Origin of the sequence: Sphingomonas sp. M1-B02 (assembly GCF_026167525.1) — a bacterium.
Taxonomy (GTDB): domain Bacteria; phylum Pseudomonadota; class Alphaproteobacteria; order Sphingomonadales; family Sphingomonadaceae; genus Sphingomonas.
Genome location: NZ_CP110679.1, coordinates 3,215,810 through 3,235,714, shown reverse-complemented (window position 1 = coordinate 3,235,714; position 19,905 = coordinate 3,215,810). Strand labels below are relative to the sequence as shown.

The following is a 19,905-nucleotide window of genomic DNA, read 5'->3' as shown; positions in this document are numbered from 1 at the left end:
CGGCAAGCCTCAAGCAGCCAGCCGCATCGCATCCTTTGAGAGCAGGGCCAGCAGCGAGATCCGGTTGAAGAACCACATCCGCTCGAGCTGCAGCCCGCTATATTTCCGGATCGTGTTGGCGAAGGTGTAGGGCGTGTACCAGGCGTTGTGATCGGGGTGGACGACTTCGACGAAGGTCTCGCTGCCCTCGACATAGTCGAAATGCCGGCTGCGGCACTGATAGGCGTCGGGCACCGAGATCAGATAGGCATCGGCGTCGATCGCCTCGAGCTGCGCCAGGAAGTCCGAGACGTTGGGCACATGCTCCATCACTTCGGGCACGAGCACCAGATCGTAGCGATCGGTCGCCTCGGCCAGGCTCGAGAAGAGCCGCCCCTTGGTGAAGGGCGCGAGCTGCTCCAGCGCCTCGGCATGCGGATCGACTCCGTCGAGCTGCGCGCAGACCGGCTCCAGCGCCAGGTGCAGCGAGGTCCGGGGATCGGTGATCGGCCAGTCCGCGCAGCCGACATGCAGCACCCGCTGCCCCTCGCAGAAGCTACGCAGCACGTCCGTCCGGCGCAGCGTCGCGAAATCACTGCTGACGTTCACCTGCTGGACGAAATACGCCGGATGCCTGGCCACCAGCGGGGAGACCGCGGCCACGGGCGGCTGCACCGCGCGCTTGTGAATCTCGTCATAGGCCTGCTTGGTCGATCCCCAGAGCTGATCGGCATAGACCGGATCGCTGCCTTCATAGGTCAGCCCGGTGAAATGCGTCGGGATGAAATAGTGGCTCGGATAGATGCGCAGCTTGGAATAGCCGCATTTGCGATAGGTCTCGGTCAGCCGCTGCGGCCCCACCGTGCGCCACGCCTTGGCATCGGTGACGCTGGCCTCGGCGGCAATGTCATGGATGATCTGCCCGACGAAGGGATTGCGCGCGACGCTGCCGAAATAGCCCGCCGCGAGCAGCCCGGGCCGCGCGATCTCATTCTCCCAGCAAGTGAAGGCCTCGCAGTCGAGCAGGTGATCGTCGAGCGGGCGCAGCGCGATACTGTCCGCATCGACGACGATCCCGCCATGCGCGTACAGAATTTCCCAGCGCATCATGTCCGCGACGCCGTTCAGCTCGTGGCCGTACATGTCCTCCATATGCGCGCGATTGTGCCAGGCCTGCTGCTCCAGATCGGCATTGCCCCAGATCCGGATCGTCCAGTCGGGGTGCAGCGCGCGCCAGGTGTCGATGCAGTTATGCGGGCATTTGGATTCGTCGCCCACCCAGATGAAATGCAGCAGCTTGGGGATCATCGGTCGTCCTCGCGTTTCACGGCAAGGGTAGAGCGGCATGGTTAACAGTTTCTTTGGAAGCCTCTGCCACCGTCACACAAACTGCCGGACGAGACCCTATGCTGAATGCCCCGACCATCGCCGCCGTCCTGATCGTTCGCGACGAGGCGCGCTGCATCGCCCGTTGCCTGGATAGCGTGCGCCCCTATGTCGATCGCATGCTGGTTCTCGATACTGGCTCGACCGACGCCACGCCGATGCTGGCCGCAGCCGCCGGCGCCGAGGTCCACCATCTGCCCTGGCCGGACGATTTCTCGATCGCGCGCAACCATGCGCTCGACCTCGCCGATGCCGATTGGAACCTGGTGATCGACGCCGACGAATGGATCGTCGAGGGCGGCGACGCCCTGCGCGCCTGGTGCCGCGGCCCGGTCCGGCTCGGCACGATATGCGTCCGCAGTGGCGTCGAAGGCCGCGGCCCCGATTGCGAACGGCGCAGCTGGCTCACCCGCCTGCTTCCCCGCGGCGTACGCTATGAAGGGCGCGTCCACGAACAGCCGATCTCGCCGCTGCCGCGCGCCCGCATCGCACTGCACCTCGCGCATGACGGCTATCTGGCGGAGCAGATCGACCGCAAGCGCGATCGCAATGGCCTGCTCCTGCTGCGCGAGCTCCAGGATCGTCCGGGCGATCCCTACCTCCTCTACCAGCTCGCCAAGGATGCCGAAATGCGCGGCGACTTGCCCGCGGCCTGCACCCGCTATGCCGCCGCGCTGGACGCGACCTCGCACAAGGCGAACTGGCGCCACTCGCTGGTCGTCCGCCAGCTCCACTGCCTGGGCAAGACCGGCCGCCGCGAAGCCGCGCTGGCGCTGGCACATGCCGAGGCGCCCAACTGGCCGGACTCCCCCGATTTCTACTTCGTCCTCGGCAATCTCGCGCTCGATCAGGCCGCGGCCGAGCCCGCGCAAGCGCTCGAAGACTGGCTCCCGCTCGCGATCGGCGCGTGGGAGCGCTGCCTGGAAATCGGCGAACGCCCCGATCTGGAAGGCAGCCTGCAGGGTTGCGGAAGCCATCTCGCGCAGCACAATCTCGACGCCGCCCGCACCCAGATGAAGCTGTTCGCCGCGCAGGCCGAGCTAGGCCGCCTCCGCGCCTGATACCCGCTGATCGATTTCGAGTGGGGTTCCACCCCGGCGACGGCCGGGGCCCAGCTACGGCGGACGCGCGACGGCATCCCGCCATCTCCATCGGTTTGCAACTGGGCCCCGGCCTGCGGCGGGGTGACGGCTGAAACAGCAGGCGAGCGCTAGCCGGCGATCCCCTCCAGCGCCTCGCTCGCCTCCATCCACGCCACTTCCGCCGCCTCCATCGCCGCGGTCACCTCCGCCCGCCGCTTCATCAGATCGCTCATCGAAAGCGTCGAAAGCCCCGCCTCTGCGGTCGACGGATCGAACATCGCCCGATCCACCGCGCTGCGCTGCTCGGTGAGCCTGGCCAGCTCGCTCTCCGCCGCCTTGGCCGCCTTACGCAGCCCCGCATCCTTGTCGCGCGCCTCCGCCGCCAGCCGCCGCGCTTCCTTCTTGTCGGCCTTGGACAGCTTCGGCCCCGCCCCGTCCTTGCTCAGCACGAAGGCGATATAATCGTCGAGCGAGCCGTCGAATTCCTTCGCCGTGCCCTGGTCGACCAGCACCAGCCGGTCGGCGGTCATCTCCAGCATGTGGCGATCGTGGCTGACCAGCACGACCGTTCCCGTATATTCGTTGAGCGCCTGGATCAGCGCCTCGCGCGCATCGACGTCGAGATGGTTCGTCGGCTCGTCGAGGATCAGCATGTGCGGCGCGTCGCGGGTAATCAGCGCCAGCGCCAGCCGCGCGCGCTCGCCGCCCGACAATTTGCCGACTTCGGTCGTCGCCTTCTGCCCCGAAAAGCCGAACCGCCCAAGCTGGCCGCGCACCGCGCCCTGGCTCGCGCCCTTCATCAGCACGGTCATATGCTGGAGCGGCGTCTCGCTGCGCTCCAGTTCCTCGACTTGATACTGGGTGAAATAGCCCACGCGCATCTTGCCCGACGCATTCATCTCGCCTTCCATCGGCGTCAGCTGCGCCGCGAGCAGCCGCGCCAGCGTCGTCTTGCCGTTGCCGTTGCGCCCGAGCAAAGCGATCCGGTCGTCGGGATCGATGCGCAAATTGAGCCGCTTGAGGATCGGCGTCTCGCCATAGCCCACGCTCGCCAGGTCGAGCGTGATCAGCGGCGGGCGCAGTTCGTCGGGATTGGGAAAGTCGAAGGTGAGCGTCGGATCGTCGAGCAGCTCCGCGATCGGTTGCATCTTGGCCAAAGCCTTCTGCCGGCTCTGCGCCTGCTTGGCGGTCGAGGCGCGCGCGCTGTTCTTGGCGATATATTCCTGCAGATGCTCGCGCTGCGCCTGCTGCTTGGCGCGGGCGGAGGCGATCTGCGCCTGCCGCTCGGCGCGCTGCCGCTCGAACGCATCATAGCCACCTGGATACAGCGTGAGCTTGCCGCGATCCAGATGGAGGATATGATCGACGACATTGTTGAGAAAATCGCGCTCGTGGCTGACCAGCAGGATCGTCGCCTGATAGCCCTTCAGGAAATCCTCAAGCCACAAGACCGCTTCGAGATCGAGATGGTTCGAAGGCTCGTCGAGCAGCAGCACGTCGGGCTGCGAGAAGAGCAGGCTCGCCAGCGCCACGCGCATCTTCCACCCGCCCGAGAAGCTGTCGAGCGGCGCATGCTGCATCTCCTCGTCGAAGCCCAGGCCCACCAGGATCTGCGCCGCGCGCGACGGCGCGGTATAGGCGTCGATCGCCATCAGCCGCTCATGCACTTCGCCCAGCCGATCGGGATCGTGGCTGGTCTCGCTCTCGTGGAGCAGCGCCGCGCGCTCCAGATCGGCATCGAGCACCGTCTGGAACGGCGTCGAATCGCCATGCGGCGCTTCCTGCGCGATATAGCCCAGCCGGGCCCCGCGCGGCATGTCGACGCTGCCGGTATCGGGATCGAGCTGCGAGGCGATCACCTTCACCAGCGTGGTCTTCCCCGCGCCATTGCGCCCGATCAGCCCGATCCGCCCGCGCGGCGGCAGCTTGGCGGTGGCATTATCGAGGATCGTGCGCCCGCCGAGGCGCACCGTGATGTCGGTCAGGTTGAGCATGCGCCGCCGTTAGCACTTGCAGCATCGTGCGTCATCCCCCGCACAACCCCCACCCTCCGCATCCCGGCGACGGCTGCATGTTGGTATGGACAACGGCGATGCTCCATGGGACCCGCCTTGCCTCGGCGTCCAAATTCCGCGACCATTCCTCTTATGAAACCGATATTGTTGTTGCCGATGCTGGCGTTGCTCGGCGCCGCGCCCGCCCCACCCCAATGGGTGTCGATTTTCGACGGCAAGACGCTCGAGGGCTGGACGCCCAAGATTAGCGGCCGAGCGGTCGGCGAGGATCCGCTGAAGATGTTCGTGGTCGAAGCGGGTGCGATCCGGGTGAGCCACGCCGGCTATCCGAAGTTTACCGGAGAGTTCGGCCACCTATTCTGGAAGTCGCCCCTCACGGCCTACCGCATCCGCTTCGAATATCGGCTGTTCGGCGAATCGCTTCCCGGGATCAAGAACTGGCAGGGCAGCAACAGCGGACTGATGTTCCATGCCCAGGCCCCCGCGACGATGCGCCGCGACCAAGCCTTCCCGGTCAGCCTCGAAATGCAGCTGTTGGGCACCCCGCGTGATCCGGCGGAGCCGACCGGCAATCTTTGCACCCCCGGCACCACCGTGCACATCAACGGCAAGCTCGAGACGCAACATTGCATCCTGTCCTCCTCGCCGATTGAGAAGAACGGTCGCTGGATGCGCGCCGAAGTCGAGGTGCTGCCGAGCGGGCACATCAGCCACACAATCGACGGCAAGCTGGTGCTGCGCTATTCGAAACCCGAGCTCGATGCGGGCGACGAGGACGCCAAACCGCTGATCGCCGCTGCGGGGGGCAAGATCATGCTCACGGGCGGCTATATCGCGCTGCAAAGCGAAGGACACCCGATCGAATTCCGACGCATCGAGGTGCAGTTACTCGATTAGAGCGATGCGCATCCTGCGGTCAGTCGACATCATCTTTCGTCCGAAAGATGAGAGCGTGCATTCGCCATGCGGCGCTTCCTTCGCGCTATATCCCAGCCGGGCGCCGCGCGGCATATCGACGCTGCCGGTATCGGGATCGAGCTGCGCGGCGAGCACCTTGACCAACCTGGTCTCCCCGCGCCGTTGCGCCCGGAAGCCGCCGCCGCGCCGCATTGCTCCGGGCCGCATCAGCGCTCGGTTGCCGGCACTACTTTAGGAGACCAGTTCGAAGGAAGAACCTTAACGTTGTCCGCGCGCAAACCGTTCCCCAAACGCACGGCAATTGCTTCCGCAGCGGTCTGCTCCTTCGCCCACACGCACTCGACTTTTGCCTGGGCGCGTACGAGCCGGGGATCGATGCCTGCCGCCTCGATAACCTGGGCAACGGACGCATCACTGCGAAGCCAAGCCTGATATTCGTCGGTCAGGGCAGCGACACGCGCTCCGTCGCCTTGAGAAAGGTTCAGCAGCGCAACACGATTGGACCCGGGCCGCGTCGGGGTCGCAGTGCAGACCAGAAATCCTTCCGTAGCCTGTGCGGGTTCGGCCGGGGTCAAGCTGAGCAATATCGCTGCAGAAACGGATACGAAAATCATATATTTTGCTCCAGGTGATTTCTGAGAATTAGGCAGGCAAGAACGTCAAACAGTCTAAACCTTACATATCGCGGGCCGCTGCGACGTTCTCCGGATCTTGAAGGTCGGTGGCGGCCTGCTGATTGCCCTGCGCTGCGGATTTTCGGAACCAGCGGACTGCTTCTTTCACATCCTTGGGCACCCCCTCCCCGTTCTGGTAGAGTGCGCCGAGCATGCGCTGGCCCTCGGAGTGTCCGCCCTCTGCGGCAAGGCGGGCGTAGCGCACGGCAGCGTTCACATCCTTGGCCACGCCGTCGCCAAAATATGCGAAGCGCACCATCATCACCTGCGCGTCGCCATCTCCGGCCTCGGCCGCCTCGCGCGCGTATCGGACGGACGCCGCCAAATCCTTCGGCACCAGCGCGCCCTCGTATAGAATTGCTGCATAGTCGCCCATCGCCGCGGGATGGCGTTGCTCCACCGCCATGCGGATATATTTCAGCCCCCTGGCCGGGTCCTTCCCTTGACCGTTGCTGCCCTGAATGAGCGACAGCCCCAGCGGGCGCATCGCTCCGGCCTGGCCAAGATCGGCCGCCTTGGTGAGCAGCGCCCAGCCCTTGGCCCTGTCCTTTTCGATGGCGGCGCCGCCCACCATATAATGCTCGCCCAATATCTGCAGCGCCATCGGATGATCCTGAGCCGCGGCGAGCTTGAGATAGTGGATCGACTTGGCCGGATCCGCCTTGGCGCCATTGGTGCCGAAGACATAGACCACGGTTCCCAGAATCGCTTGCGCGACCACCTCGCCGGCATCCGCGGCGCGCGTCAGCAGATCGATCGCTTCGGGAAGCGGCGCATCGCTGGTGCGCGTCTCGACAGCGTCATTGACCAGCATCATGCCGTAGAGCGCCTGGCCATAGCTATCGCCACCGGCCGCTGCGGTGCGCAGCGCGGCTCGAGCAGCGGCGGGGTCGACCGGGCCGCCGCGTCCATACATCGTCAGATAGCCATATTGCGCAGAGGCCGCCGGGTGCCCCTGGGCCGCTGCGGCCCCAAACCAGCGGCGCGCGGCCACGTCATCGCGTGCGACGCCAAGGCCCGCATAGTTCAACCGGCCAAGATTATACTGCGATTCCGCCTTTCCTTCTCCGGCCTCCCGCGTCACGCGAGCCAGCATTTGTGGCGTCGTCTCCTCGATGCGGATGAACACGGTGCGGGTCGCAACCACGCTTTGCGGACCTCGCTCCGCGCCGGGCGTGGCGGCAAAGGCGCTCGCCGACGGGGATGACGAATTGGGAGCACTGGTGCCGCCTGATCCGCCCGTGGTCGAGCGGCCGCCGGCCAGCCCCCTCTGGAACGCGGCGTCGGCATTGCGGCGGTCGTTCGCGGAGGCAGTGTCGCTCATGCTGGACATCATGCGCTGGCGATTGGCCTCGTCGTTCGCTGCGGTCCATTGCGCACGAGCCTGGGAAGGGATGATGACCGGAAGCGCCAGCGTGGCAATGCCCACCCATAGAGCCGGGCGTTTCGAGCGCATTCGGAACGCAGGCGTGGCGCGCATGATGGGTCCTGATCGCAAAAGCCGAGAGAGCCGCCGCTTGGGAAGCGGCAATTGCCCAAGTCGTATTGAGCATGTGGCTGCGCGCAACCCTAGGATCAGGGGGGTCCCGCATCGGATCGAGATTGGTGCCGACGCATCGCTCGCATTCGGTCCTTCCAAAATAGGATTTGGTCTGACACCCTCTCCCGGCTCTTTGAACCCGTCAAAATCGCAAGTTCGCCAAGCGCAACTTCCTTACCCCTCCGCGCAACGGAATTACCCAAAACACGAGAAAAGTGCGAAGCTAAGCGTCTCCGCTCCCCCGACTCAGTCCAGGTTCGGCCGCAAATAACGCTGCGCCAGATCGAGCGGAATTCCCCGCCGCGCGGCATAATCCTCGACCTGGTCCTGCCCGATCCGCGCCACGCCGAAATATTCCGCCTGCGGATGCCCGAAGTAAAATCCGCTCACCGCCGCGGTCGGCAGCATCGCGAAGCTCTCGGTCAGCGTCAGGCCGGTCGCCGCCTCTGCGTCCAGCATCTCGAACAGGATCGGCTTCAGGCTGTGCTCGGGGCAGGCGGGATAGCCCGGCGCGGGGCGGATGCCGCGATATTGCTCGCGGACCAGCGCCTCATTGTCGAGCTGCTCGCCCTCGGCATAGCCCCACAGATCGGTGCGGACATATTGGTGCAGCCGCTCGGCAAAGGCCTCGGCCAGGCGATCGGCCAAGGCCTTGAGCAAAATGTCCGAATAATCGTCGATCGCCGCCTTGAAGCCGGCCAGATGCGGCTCGATGCCGTGGATGCCCACCGCGAAGCCGCCGATCCAGTCGCCGTGCGGATCGATGAAGTCGGCCAGGCACATGTTCGCCCGGCCCTCCCGCTTGGCGATCTGCTGGCGCAGCATCGGCAATCGGACGCTGCCTTCGTTGCTGCGGTCCAGGTCGGGCACGTGGAAGAAGTCGGGGACGCTCGCGCCGTCGGGGCTGCGATGATCGTCCGAATGGCGCGTCTGCACGCGGATGTCGTCGCCGCTGCGATGGCACGGCCACAGCCCGGCGACGCCGCGCGCGGTCAGCCATTTCTCGTCGATGATCTTGTCGAGCATCGCCTGGGCATCGGCGAACAGCGAAGTCGCGCTCTCGCCGACCACTTCGTCGGTCAGGATCGCGGGATAATTGCCCGCCAGCTCCCAGGCGCGGAAGAAGGGCGTCCAGTCGATATAGCGGCGCAGCTCGGCCAGGTCCCAATCGTCGAACACATGGACGCCGGGCTGTTTGGGCGCCGGCGGCTTGAGCGCCATGTCGGCAACGAACCCATTCTCCCGCGCCGTCTCCAGCGGCAGCAGGTCGCTCTGTCCCTTGTTCGCACGCGCCACGCGGACCGCCTCATATTCGTCGGCGATCTTGGCGACATAATCGTCGCGGATCGTGTCCGAGACGAGCGTCGTCGCCACGCCCACCGCGCGGCTGGCGTCGAGGACGTGAATCACCGGGCCCTTGTATGCCGGCTCGATCCGCAGCGCGGTGTGGACGCGGCTGGTGGTGGCGCCGCCGATCAGCAGCGGCATCGTCATCTCCAGCCGCTGCATCTCCTCGGCGACGGTCACCATTTCGTCGAGGCTCGGCGTGATCAGCCCCGACAATCCGATCATGTCGGCATCATTCTCGTTCGCCGCCGCGATGATCTTCGACCAGGGCACCATCACCCCCAGGTCGACCACGTCGAAGCCGTTGCACTGCAGGACGACGCCGACGATATTCTTGCCGATATCGTGCACGTCGCCCTTCACGGTCGCCATGATGATCTTGCCCTTGCCCTTGGCGCCGGGCTCCTTCGAAGCCTCGATATAGGGCAGCAGATGCGCGACCGCCTTCTTCATCACGCGGGCGGATTTGACCACCTGCGGGAGGAACATCTTGCCGCTGCCGAACAGGTCGCCGACGACGTTCATCCCGTCCATCAGCGGGCCCTCGATCACTTCGATCGGGCGGGCATAGGCCAGCCGGGCTTCCTCGGTATCCTCGACGACATGCAAGTCGATGCCCTTGACCAGCGCATGTTCGAGCCGCTTCGAGACGTCCCAGCCACGCCATTCGGCCATCTGCTTCTCGGCCACCGCATCGGTGCCGCGGAATTTCTCGGCGAGCGCGACCAGCCGGTCGCCGGCCTCGGGGTCGCGGTTGAGGATCACATCCTCGCAGGCCGTGCGCAGCTCGGGCTCGATCTGGTCGTAGATGTCGAGCTGGCCGGCATTGACGATCGCCATGTCCATGCCCGCGGGAATGGCATGATAGAGGAACACCGAATGCATCGCCTTGCGGACGACTTCGTTGCCGCGGAAGCTGAACGACAGGTTCGATAGCCCGCCCGAGATATGGACGTGCGGACAGCGCTTCTTGATCTCGCGCGTCGCCTCGATGAAGTCGACGCCGTAATTATTATGCTCCTCGATCCCCGTCGCGACCGCGAACACGTTGGGATCGAAGATGATATCCTCGGGCGGGAAGCCGATGCCGACGAGCAATTTGTAGGCTCGCTCGCAAATCTCGACCTTGCGGTCCTTGGTGTCGGCCTGCCCGGTCTCGTCGAACGCCATCACCACCGCGGCGGCACCGTACGCCATGCATTTGCGGGCCTGCTCGAGAAACTGCGCCTCGCCTTCCTTCATGCTGATCGAATTGACGATCGGCTTGCCGGAAACGCATTTCAGCCCCGCCTCGATCACCGACCATTTCGAGCTGTCGATCATCACCGGCACGCGGGCGATGTCGGGCTCGGCGGCGATCAGCTTGAGGAAAGTGGTCATGGCGTAGTGCGCGTCGAGCAGCCCCTCGTCCATGTTGACGTCCACCACCTGCGCGCCATTCTCGACCTGCTGGCGCGCGACTTCGACGGCCTTGTTATAGTCGCCGGCCATGATGAGCTTCTTGAACGCCGCGGAGCCGGTAACGTTGGTCCGCTCGCCGACATTGACGAAGTTGGTGGAGGAGGAGGGGGTCAATGAAAGTGTCCGTACATGAGAAATCAGGAAGCTAGCGGCCGGGCGAAGACGAGATCGTCGTGGAGCGTACCGCCCACGTCGAACTGGCGCTCGCCGACAGGCACGAAGCCCTGCCGACGATAGAAAGCGATGGCGCGGGCATTGCCGGCATAGACGCCCAGCAGCAGCCGCTCATGCCCGCCGGCCGCCGCAACCGCCGCCTGCATCAACGCGGCCCCTGCGCCGCTGCCGTGGAAGCGCGCCAACAAATAGATGCGCTTGAGCTCGACGTCACCGGCTTGGGCGCCGGGCAGATCGGGCGTGCCGAGCAGCGCATAGCCGATCGGCGCACCGCCGGTGACGCTCTCGGCCAGCCATGCCCGCGCGCCGCCCGCCAAGGCGTTCCGATAAGCCGCATCGGAATGAACTCGCGCGCAATGGGCGACGATCGCCTCACCCTGCAGCACCCCGGCAAAGGCATCCAGAAAGGTCGCGGCGCCGACCAGCGCCAGCGCCCGGGCGTCGTCCGCGCTGGCCTCCCGCACGCGCCAGGTGTCGCCGTCAGCCATGGATCAGGCCGCCATCGTGAAGGGCTCGAGCCCCGCCAGCCGGGTCTGCACCTCGGGCACCGCGATCCGCCGCGGCTCGAGCGCTTTCACCGCCTCGGCGATCGCCGCGATATGCGCCGGGGTCGATCCGCAGCAGCCGCCGAGCACATTGACCTGCCCGGCATCGGCCCATTCCTTGACCAAGGCCGCGGTCGTCGCCGGCATCTCGTCATATTCGCCCAGTTCGTTGGGAAGGCCGGCATTGGGATAGACCATGATCAGCGTGTCGCACAGCGCGCTCAGCGTCTTCACATGCGGACGCAACTGCTCCGCCCCGAACGAGCAGTTGAGACCGATCGTCAGCGGCTTGGCATGGCGCACCGCATGCCAGAAGGCCTCGACCGTGTGGCCGGAGAGGTTGCGCCCCGAAAGATCGGTCAGCGTCATCGACATCATGATCGGCAAATCGCGGCCCAGATCCTTGCCGGCCTCGATCGCCGCCATGATCCCCGCCTTGGCGTTGAGCGTGTCGAACACCGTCTCGATCAGGATGAAGTCCACCCCGCCCTCGACCAGCGCGTCGATCTGTTCGCGATAGACTTCCTTGAGATAATCGAAGTCGATCTCGCGATAGCCGGGATCGTTGACGTCGGGGCTCAGCGACAGCGTCTTGTTGGTCGGCCCCAGCGCGCCGGCGACGAAGCGCGGGCGGCCGTCCTCGGCCTGGAACTCGTCGGCCACGCGCCGCGCCATCGCCGCGGACTGGACGTTGATCTCGCGCACCAGATGCTCGGCGCCATAGTCCGCCTGGCTGATCTTGTTGGCCGAGAAGGTGTTCGTCTCGGCGATGTCCGCCCCGGCCGCGAAATAAGCGCGGTGGATCGATTCCGGCACCTCGGGCTTGGTCAACGCAAGGATGTCGTTATTGCCCTTCTGATCGTGGCTCAGGCCGAGATCGCCGGCATAATCGTCCTCGGAAAGCTTCCAGTTCTGGATCTCGGTCCCGAACGCACCGTCGGTGATCAGGATGCGCTTGGCGGCTTCGGCCAATAGGGTTTCGCGTGGTGTCATCATTTCTTCCTTCTTCCTCCCCTCCCGCTTGCGGGAGGGGTCGGGGGAGGGGCTGTGCAAAATTCAACGTGGTCGAGGAGGATAGCCCCTCCCCTAACCCCTCCCGCAAGCGGGAGGGGGATTTACGCCGCCGCTAGTTCCGCCACCTTCGCCCGCACCCCCAGCAAGTGGCAGATCGCGTAGCTGAGCTCGGCTCGGTTCAGCGTGTAGAAGTGAAACTGCCGCACATCCCCGGCATAGAGCTTGCGGCACAATTCGGCGGCCAGCGTCGCCGCGACAAGCTGCCGCGCGCCGGGATGGTCGTCGAGCCCTTCGAACAATTTGCCCATCCAGGGCGGCACTTCGGTCCCGCACATCGCCGACATCCGCACGACCGCGGCATAGTTCATCACCGGCATGATCCCCGGCACCAGCTCGGCGTCAATCCCGGCCGCCGCAGCATCGTCGCGGAAGCGGAAGAAGGCTTCGGGGGTGAAAAAGAATTGGGTGATCGCGCGCGTCGCCCCGGCGTCGATCTTGCGCTTCAGATTGTCGAGATCGGCCTTCGCGCTCGGAGAATCGGGATGGCATTCGGGATAGGCCGCGACCGATATTTCGAACGGGTGCAGCTTCCGCAGCCCGCCCACCAGATCGGCCGCATTTTCATAGCCGCCGGGATGCGACTGATATTTAGCGCCGGGCGTCGACGGATCGCCGCGCAGCGCGACGATATGCCGAACACCCGCTTCCCAATAAGCATGCGCGACCGCATCGATCTCGTCGCGTGTCGCGTCGACGCAGGTCAGATGCGCCGCCGCCGGAATGCGCGTCTCGCGCGCGATGCGGGCTACCGTGTTATGCGTCCGCTCGCGCGTCGTCCCGCCCGCGCCATAGGTCACGCTCACGAAGCGCGGCCCCAGCGGGCTCAGCGCCTGGATCGACTCCCACAGCGTCTCCTCCATCTTCTCGCTCTTGGGCGGGAAGAATTCGAACGAAATGTCCACGTCGCCGGCCACGTCCGCGAACAGCGGCGCCGCCAGCGGATTTACGATCGTCATGCCGCTTTCACTTTCTTCGTTTCTTCGCCGATCTTGCGACCCAGCCATAATTTCACGGTCAGCTCGCCGCCCTCGAGCGTCTCGACCAAAACCGGCGCGAGCCCGCTCGTCTCGAACCAGCCGAGGATCTGTTCGTCCGAAAAGCCGAGCCGGGTATGGGCATCGCGCGAGCGCAGTTCCTCGCGGTCATGCGGCGCGAAGTCGGCGATCAGCAGCCGTCCGCCGGGACTCAGCACCCGCGCCGCCTCGCCGATCGCCGCACCCGGCTGCTGTGCGAAGTGGAGCACATGGTGGAGGATCGCCGCATCGGCCTCGCCGTCGCGCAGCGGCAAGGCATAGAGATCGGCCTGGCGGAGCTCGGCATTGGCCAGCCCCCGCTCGGACAATTTGGCGCGCGCCAGCCGCAGCATTTCGGAGCTGCGATCGATTCCCAGCGCATGCCCCGCCTGCGGCCCGAACAGCTCCAGCATCCGCCCGGTGCCGGTGCCGATGTCGATCAGCCGGCCCAACGGCGCATCGCCGAGCGCCTTCGCCATCGCCGCCTCGACTTCGCTGTCGGCGACGTGGAGCGATCGGATCGCGTCCCATTGCCCGGCATTGACCTCGAACCATTCCGCCGCCGCGCTTGCCCGGTCGGCGCGCACCGCCGCGAGCCGTGCTTCGTCGGCCACGGTCCAGTGATCGGCCTCGTCCCAGCTGTCGAGCGCGGCCAATACCGGCGCCACTTTCTCCGCGGGCCCCAGTCCTACGAATACCCAGCTCCCCTCCTTGCGGCGATCGGCCAGGCCGGCGTCGCAGAGGATCTTCACATGCCGACTGACCCGCGGCTGGCTCTGCCCGAGCACCTGCGCCAACTCGCCGACCGACAGCTCCATCGAGCGCAATAGCGCGACGATGCGAAGGCGCGTCGAGTCCGCCAGAGCGCGGAAAATGATAAGGGCTGATTTCATGTCGCATATAGATATAAAGATATCTTTATATCAGGTCAACGATTGCCATCGCGGTTACGGCTGTTTAGCCCATCCTCGATCCAAATGAGAGGCCGAACCCATGCGCAAGACCCTGCTCCTCCCCCTCGCACTCCTCGCGCTCTCCGCCTGCAACAGCGCGCAGAACGAAGCCGCCGAGGCCAACGAGATTCTCACCGGTGACAGCAATACGATGGGCGAAGCGGTCAGCGACGTGAACGCCGCCAATGCCGCGACCGACGCCGCCTTCGGGGCCGCCGAAAATGCCTATGTCGGCAATGCCGTCGAAGAAACCGGCCCCGCCGGCAACGAGATCATCGACTAACCGTTAGGCCATGATGAAGAAGCACATGCGCGCATTGCTGCCACTCGCGCTGGCCTTGGCCGGCTGCGGCCAGACCGACAGCGGCCCGAGCGGCGGCGACGAAGCACGCCAACTCGACGAGGCCGCCGCCGCGACCGATATCAATGCCACCTTCGCCGACAATGTCGCCGAGGCCGAGAAGTGACCGCTCTGCGCGAACTGGGCACCAGCGGGCTGATGACGCCGCCGCTGATCCTCGGCGGCAACGTCTTCGGCTGGACGATCGACAAGGCCGAGAGCTTCCGCATCCTCGATCGCTTCGTCGAGGCGGGAGGCACGATGATCGATACCGCCGACGTCTATTCGGCCTGGGTGGATGGGCACCAGGGCGGCGAATCCGAGACGATCATCGGTGAATGGCTCCGCCACTCGGGCAAGCGCGATCGCGTCCTCGTCGCCACCAAGGTCGGGATGCTCGACGGCGAAGGCGGCGCGAAGCTCGCCCCCGCCCGGATCGCGGCCGCTGCCGAGGCCTCGCTCCAGCGCCTCGGCGTCGAGACGATCGACCTCTATTTCGCCCATCAGGATGACGAATCCGTTTCGCAGGAAGCTGCCCTCGCCGCGTTCGACACGCTGATCCAGGCGGGCAAGGTCCGCGCGCTCGGCGCCTCCAACTTCCACGCCATCCGCCTCAAATCGGCCCTCGAGATCGCGACGCGCGAGGGACTGCCGCACTACCGCGTGCTCCAGCCCGAATATAATCTGGTCAGCCGCCACAAGTTCGAAGGCGAGCTGCAAAATCTCTGCATCACCCAAAATATCGGCGTCGTCCCCTATTACGGGCTCGCCTCGGGCTTCCTCACCGGCAAATATCGCAGCGAAGCCGATCTCGGCAAAAGCGTGCGCGGCGGCCGGATGGGCGAACTGCTCGCCGGCAAGGGCGCACCCGTGCTCGAGGCCATGGACCAGGTCGCCGCCGAAACCGGCGCCAGCCACGCCCAGATCGCGCTCGCCTGGCTCGCCGCGCAGGACGGCGTCACCGCGCCCATCGCAAGTGCGACGAGCGTGGAGCAGCTCGACGAGCTGCTGGGCGCGTGGAGCGTGACGTTGACGCAGGACCAGCTCGATCGGCTCACCGGCGCGGGGGCCTGAATTCGCCCGCGATCGAGAGGATTGTGCGCGGAGAGGACGATTGTCCTTACCGGACCAAGGTCAAGCGAAGGCGGACAATGCCCAAATATGCTCCGTCATCTCCAACCTCCCTACGTCATCCCCGCGCAGGCGGGGATCCAGGGTGGTGCGGGACAAGGCTGGGGATGACAAATAGGCGGCCGAGTTACATAGCGGCCGCTCCGCTGACAACCCAGTAGCGGACGTTCGATCGACGGCCTACACGTTGATGATGCGTGGTCTCGATAGCCACCCGAGGTGGATTTCTGTCGTGCTCGGCGCAGTATTCCTCTGCGCTGCCGTGGCGGCAAACGCGGCTAATCACACGGTGGTCGGAGTATGTCTTCTGGTAACAGGAGTTGGTCTGATGGTTCCGCGCCGCACGTTGCCGCCCGCTTAAATCAACGGCAGCTTCCCCCCCAAAAATCAGCCATCCGCGCGCCTAGTCGACGCCGCCAAAAAAAAACGGCCGCACATCCCGGACGGCATTTATCCCCGACCCCTCTGCGTCCTCCGCGCCTCCGCGCGAAAAAAATCGCCGCCTCCACAGGCGCGCAAAAGCATCCGGAACACCGCAGACCTTCCCGCATTGTCCCCCAATGCCAAACCAATCCCCGCCCCGTTGGCCGAAGCGTCTCTGGGTAGTCCGTCACGGCCAGAGCGCAGGCAATGTAGCGCGCGACCTGGCGCATGACTCGGGCGAGCATCGCATCGCGATCGAGACCCGCGATGTCGACGTGCCCTTGTCCGAGCTCGGCTATGCGCAGGCTGAAGCCCTCGGGCGCTGGTTCACGCAAGGGGCGGGCAACGGCCGTCCCGATGTGATCCTCACCAGCCCCTATCTGCGCGCCCGCGAAACGGCGCGGACCTTTCGCGATGCCGGTGGCGCGGATCCCGACGAAGCGATCTGCGGCGACGAACGGCTGCGCGAGAAGGAGTTCGGGATTCTCGATGGGCTCACCACCGCCGGCATCCACGCGATTCTGCCCGAACAGGCCGAATTCCGTCGCCTGCTCGGTAAATTCTATCATCGCCCGCCCGGCGGCGAGAGCTGGTGCGACGTCATCTTCCGCCTCCGCTCGCTGCTCGACACGGTCTCGCTCCATTATGCCGATCGCGAGGTGATGATCGTCGCGCACCAAGTCGTGGTGCTCTGCCTGCGCTACATCATCGAGAATCTGTCGGAGGAGGAGATATTGGAGATCGATCGCCAGGGCGACGTCGCCAATTGCTCGATCACCGAATATGCCCACGATCCCGCCGCCGGAAAGGATGGCGGGCTGGTGCTCCTGCGCTACAATGTTAACCCGCCGATGGAGGATGGCGATGCCGAGGTGACCAGCGCCCCCGACGCAATGGTCGCGGCTCGGGGATGATCGCGCTTGATTCGGCCTGGCTCGAAGCCCATCCGCTGCCCCAGCCCGGGCATGACACCGACAAGAATGACCGGGGCCGCGTCCTCGTCGCGGGCGGCTCGGAAACGGTGCCCGGCGCGCTGCGGCTGACCGGCGAGGCCGCGTTGCGCGCCGGCGCGGGCAAGGTCCAGCTCGCGACGATCGAGCGCGCCGCACTGGCGCTCGGCATGATGATGCCTGAGGCGGCCGTCTATCCGCTGCCTGCCAACGGCGACGGCGAACTGGGCGCCGCGGCCGGGGATCGGCTGCTGACCTATCTCGGACGCTGCGACACGTTGGTCCTGGGCCCCGGGATGGGACCGGATTCCGATGCCGGAGCAATCCTGGCGACCGTTCTCGCGCAACCGCGCGATGCGATGTCACTGGTCCTCGACGCCGCCGCGATCGCCGCCGCCGCAGACCTCGCCGATGCGGTCAAAGCGCATGCGGGCCGCGCCGTCCTGACCCCGCATCCCGGCGAGATGATCCAGCTGATGGGGTGCGACGAGGCGCGCATCTCCGACGATCCCGATGGCCTCGCGCGCGAGGCGAGCGCGCGCTTCGGCGCCACCGTCTTGCTCAAGGGGCCCCAGACCTGGATCGCCTGCCCGGGCGAGGAAGTGCTCCGCTATGCCGGCGGCGGCCACGGCCTCGCCACCGGCGGCTCCGGCGACGTGCTCGCCGGGATCATCGGCGGGCTGCTGTCGCGCGGGACCGCACCGCAGGCCGCGGCGGCATGGGGCGTATGGCTCCACGGCGAGGCCGGACGGCGGCTGGCCGAACGGGTGGGGCCGATGGGTTTCCTCGGCCGCGAACTGCCGGGCGAGGTCCCTGCGCTGATGGCGCTCGGCCGCTAGACAAGCGGCGCAGCCCGAACCGCAAAGTTGTAAGTCAACCTTGCAAAGCCGGGCCCCGCCTGCCATCGGCAGGTCATGAAAATCACCGCTGCACGCGTCATCGTCACCTGTCCGGGTCGCAACTTCGTCACGCTGAAGATCGAGACCGACGAGGGCCTCACCGGTATCGGCGATGCCACGCTCAACGGTCGCGAGCTGGCAGTCGCGAGCTATCTGAACGACCATGTGATCCCTTGCCTGATCGGGCGCGACGCGCATCGGATCGAGGATATCTGGCAGTATCTCTACAAGGGGGCATATTGGCGGCGCGGCCCCGTGACGATGTCGGCAATCGCCGCGGTCGACATGGCCTTGTGGGACATCAAGGGGAAGGCAGCCGGGCTTCCCGTCTATCAGCTGCTTGGCGGTGCCAGCCGCGAGGGCTGCATGGTCTATGGCCATGCCAACGGCTCCGACATCGAAGAGACGATCGAGCGCGCGCAGGAATATCTCGAGCAGGGCTACAAGGCGGTCCGCCTCCAGTCCGGAGTCCCCGGCCTCGCCGCGACCTATGGCGTCTCGGGCGAGCGCTTCTATTACGAGCCGGCAAAGGGCTCGTTGCCCGACGAAACGCTTTGGTCGACCTCCAAATATATGCAGCATGCGCCCAAATTGTTCGAGCGCGGACGCGATGCGCTCGGCTGGGATATCCATCTGCTCCACGACGCGCATCATCGGCTGAGCCCGATTGAGGCCGGACGGCTCGGAAAGGATCTCGAGCCCTATCGCCTCTTCTGGCTGGAGGATGCCACGCCCGCCGAAAACCAGGCCGCGTTCCGGCTGATCCGCCAGCACACCACGACGCCGCTCGCGGTGGGCGAGATCTTCAACACCGTCTGGGATGCCAAGCAGCTGATCGAAGAGCAGTTGATCGACTATATCCGCGCGACCGTGGTCCATGCCGGCGGAATCACCCATCTGCGCCGGATTGCCGCGCTGGCCGATCTCTATCAGGTTCGCACCGGCTGCCACGGCGCGACCGATCTCTCCCCCGTCAGCATGGCCGCGGCGCTGCAGTTCGGGCTTTCGGTGCCCAATTTCGGCATCCAGGAATATATGCGGCACACGCCCGAGACCGATGCGGTCTTCCCGCACGGCTATTCGCTGAGCAACGGCCTGATGCATCCGGGCGACGCGCCCGGCCTGGGCGTCGAGATCGACGAGCAACTGGCTGCGAAATATGAGTATAAGCGCGCCTATCTGCCGGTGAACCGCCTCGAGGACGGGACGATGTTCAACTGGTGAAGCTGCGTCCCCCGACCCACCGGCCGGGCCGGGCGTGCGCTTCGCGGCGGATCGGCTAGCCGTGGGCATCACCAAGGCGGCGTCATTGGCCGACGATCTGGTCCGGCGGTTCGAAGAGCAGATCGAGACCGGGACCATGCCGCCCGGCGCGCGCTTCCCGACCGAAATGGCGATCGTCGAGGCATTTGGCGTAAGCCGGCCGGTGGTCCGCGAGGCTTTTGCGCGGCTGTCCGCCCGGGGTCTGCTTGTCTCGCGGCGGGGCTCGGGCGCCTTCGTCGCCAACGGCGCGCGGTACCGGGCGTTCCAGGTTACCGCGGACGAGATCAGCGAGATTGACGACGTTATCAAGCTGCTTGAGATGCGAATGGGGTTCGAGACCGAGATGGCATTTCTCGCCGCGCAACGCCGCACCGGCAGCGAACTGCAGGAGATGCGTCGCAGCCTTGCGGATATGGACGCCAGCACCGAAGTCGACGGCTCGGTCGCGGCGGATACCGCGTTCCACGCCGCCATCGCCCGCGCCACGCAAAACGACTATTATCTGCGCTTCACCGATTTTCTGGGCGTGCGGCTGGTCCCGTCGCGCCGGGTATATCTGCAGGATAGCGACGCCGCGACGCACCAGACGTATGCGCGCGCGATAAACGCCGATCATCGCGCAATATACGCCGCGATCGAAACCGGGGATGCCCAGGCGGCGCGTGAGGCTGCCCGCGCCCATATCCAGAAAAGCATCGCGCGCTATCGGCCCCATGCGCTGGTGGCGTAGCGGAGCGC

General features: G+C 65.8%; 19 protein-coding genes. 9 read left to right on the top strand and 10 right to left on the bottom strand.

The features are described from left to right. Positions 1–9 precede the first annotated feature (9 nt). Complete coding sequence (locus OKW87_RS15600; RefSeq protein ID WP_265540837.1) at positions 10–1,287, bottom strand: glycosyltransferase; 1,278 nt, start codon at positions 1,285–1,287, stop codon at positions 10–12. A 98-nt stretch (positions 1,288–1,385) separates the two neighbouring features. Between OKW87_RS15600 and OKW87_RS15595 the strand changes: the two genes are divergently transcribed. Further along, positions 1,386–2,426 carry a glycosyltransferase family 2 protein gene (locus OKW87_RS15595; protein WP_265540836.1) on the top strand — a complete coding sequence of 347 codons (1,041 nt, stop codon included), beginning with the start codon at positions 1,386–1,388 and terminating at the stop codon, positions 2,424–2,426. 149 nt (positions 2,427–2,575) lie between these two features. On the opposite strand, the gene OKW87_RS15590 is transcribed toward OKW87_RS15595, so the two are convergent. Then, positions 2,576–4,441, bottom strand: coding sequence for an ABC-F family ATP-binding cassette domain-containing protein (locus tag OKW87_RS15590; RefSeq protein ID WP_265540835.1), 1,866 nt, complete (start codon positions 4,439–4,441; stop codon positions 2,576–2,578). A 153-nt stretch (positions 4,442–4,594) separates the two neighbouring features. Here OKW87_RS15590 and OKW87_RS15585 point away from each other — a divergent pair, with 153 nt between their 5' ends. After that, a complete protein-coding gene (locus tag OKW87_RS15585; RefSeq protein ID WP_265540833.1) occupies positions 4,595–5,359 on the top strand; it encodes a 3-keto-disaccharide hydrolase in 765 nt (254 codons plus the stop codon). Here OKW87_RS15585 and OKW87_RS15580 read toward each other — a convergent pair. The 8 genes from OKW87_RS15580 to OKW87_RS15545 form a co-directional block, all read right to left on the bottom strand. Next, on the bottom strand, positions 5,348–5,587 hold the full coding sequence (locus OKW87_RS15580) for a hypothetical protein (RefSeq protein WP_265540831.1): 240 nt from the start codon (positions 5,585–5,587) through the stop codon (positions 5,348–5,350). The genes OKW87_RS15585 and OKW87_RS15580 overlap by 12 nt on opposite strands. After that, entirely contained in the window at positions 5,587–5,994 is a 408-nt protein-coding gene (locus tag OKW87_RS15575; RefSeq protein WP_265540830.1) for a hypothetical protein, read from the bottom strand. Before OKW87_RS15575 ends, OKW87_RS15580 begins: the two co-directional genes overlap by 1 nt. Before the next feature lie 61 nt (positions 5,995–6,055). Next, entirely contained in the window at positions 6,056–7,378 is a 1,323-nt protein-coding gene (locus OKW87_RS15570) for a tetratricopeptide repeat protein (RefSeq protein ID WP_265540829.1), read from the bottom strand. Between the two features lie 462 nt (positions 7,379–7,840). Beyond that, complete coding sequence (gene metH / locus OKW87_RS15565; protein WP_265540828.1) at positions 7,841–10,516, bottom strand: methionine synthase; 2,676 nt, start codon at positions 10,514–10,516, stop codon at positions 7,841–7,843. A gap of 23 nt (positions 10,517–10,539) precedes the next feature. Next, positions 10,540–11,064 (bottom strand): GNAT family N-acetyltransferase, encoded by a 525-nt coding sequence (locus OKW87_RS15560; RefSeq protein ID WP_265540827.1) that lies wholly within the window; start codon positions 11,062–11,064, stop codon positions 10,540–10,542. A gap of 3 nt (positions 11,065–11,067) precedes the next feature. After that, positions 11,068–12,114, bottom strand: a complete 1,047-nt coding sequence (locus tag OKW87_RS15555; RefSeq protein WP_265540826.1) for a homocysteine S-methyltransferase family protein — start codon at positions 12,112–12,114, stop codon at positions 11,068–11,070. Between the two features lie 122 nt (positions 12,115–12,236). After that, positions 12,237–13,151, bottom strand: a complete 915-nt coding sequence (metF, locus tag OKW87_RS15550; RefSeq protein WP_265540825.1) for a methylenetetrahydrofolate reductase [NAD(P)H] — start codon at positions 13,149–13,151, stop codon at positions 12,237–12,239. After that, entirely contained in the window at positions 13,148–14,101 is a 954-nt protein-coding gene (locus OKW87_RS15545) for an ArsR/SmtB family transcription factor (RefSeq protein ID WP_265540824.1), read from the bottom strand. Before OKW87_RS15545 ends, metF begins: the two co-directional genes overlap by 4 nt. A gap of 100 nt (positions 14,102–14,201) precedes the next feature. Here OKW87_RS15545 and OKW87_RS15540 point away from each other — a divergent pair, with 100 nt between their 5' ends. The 7 genes from OKW87_RS15540 to OKW87_RS15510 all read left to right on the top strand — a co-directional run bounded on the left by OKW87_RS15540 (position 14,202) and on the right by OKW87_RS15510 (position 19,897). Continuing rightward, on the top strand, positions 14,202–14,444 hold the full coding sequence (locus tag OKW87_RS15540; protein ID WP_265540823.1) for a hypothetical protein: 243 nt from the start codon (positions 14,202–14,204) through the stop codon (positions 14,442–14,444). Positions 14,445–14,469: 25 nt separating this feature from the next. Next, positions 14,470–14,628: a hypothetical protein gene (locus OKW87_RS15535; RefSeq protein WP_265540822.1), complete on the top strand. Its 159-nt coding sequence runs from the start codon at positions 14,470–14,472 to the stop codon at positions 14,626–14,628. Then, positions 14,625–15,575: an aldo/keto reductase gene (locus OKW87_RS15530; RefSeq protein WP_265540821.1), complete on the top strand. Its 951-nt coding sequence runs from the start codon at positions 14,625–14,627 to the stop codon at positions 15,573–15,575. The genes OKW87_RS15535 and OKW87_RS15530 overlap by 4 nt, the downstream gene beginning before the upstream one ends. A gap of 617 nt (positions 15,576–16,192) precedes the next feature. Next, on the top strand, positions 16,193–16,969 hold the full coding sequence (locus OKW87_RS15525; protein ID WP_265540820.1) for a histidine phosphatase family protein: 777 nt from the start codon (positions 16,193–16,195) through the stop codon (positions 16,967–16,969). After that, the gene (locus OKW87_RS15520; protein ID WP_265540819.1) at positions 16,966–17,844 is read left to right on the top strand and encodes an NAD(P)H-hydrate dehydratase; all 879 of its coding nucleotides are present in this window, start codon (positions 16,966–16,968) and stop codon (positions 17,842–17,844) included. Before OKW87_RS15525 ends, OKW87_RS15520 begins: the two co-directional genes overlap by 4 nt. A 75-nt stretch (positions 17,845–17,919) precedes the next feature. After that, the gene (gene manD, locus OKW87_RS15515) at positions 17,920–19,128 is read left to right on the top strand and encodes a D-mannonate dehydratase ManD (RefSeq protein WP_265540818.1); all 1,209 of its coding nucleotides are present in this window, start codon (positions 17,920–17,922) and stop codon (positions 19,126–19,128) included. A gap of 34 nt (positions 19,129–19,162) precedes the next feature. Further along, positions 19,163–19,897: a FadR/GntR family transcriptional regulator gene (locus OKW87_RS15510; RefSeq protein WP_265540817.1), complete on the top strand. Its 735-nt coding sequence runs from the start codon at positions 19,163–19,165 to the stop codon at positions 19,895–19,897. Positions 19,898–19,905: the final 8 nt, after the last annotated feature.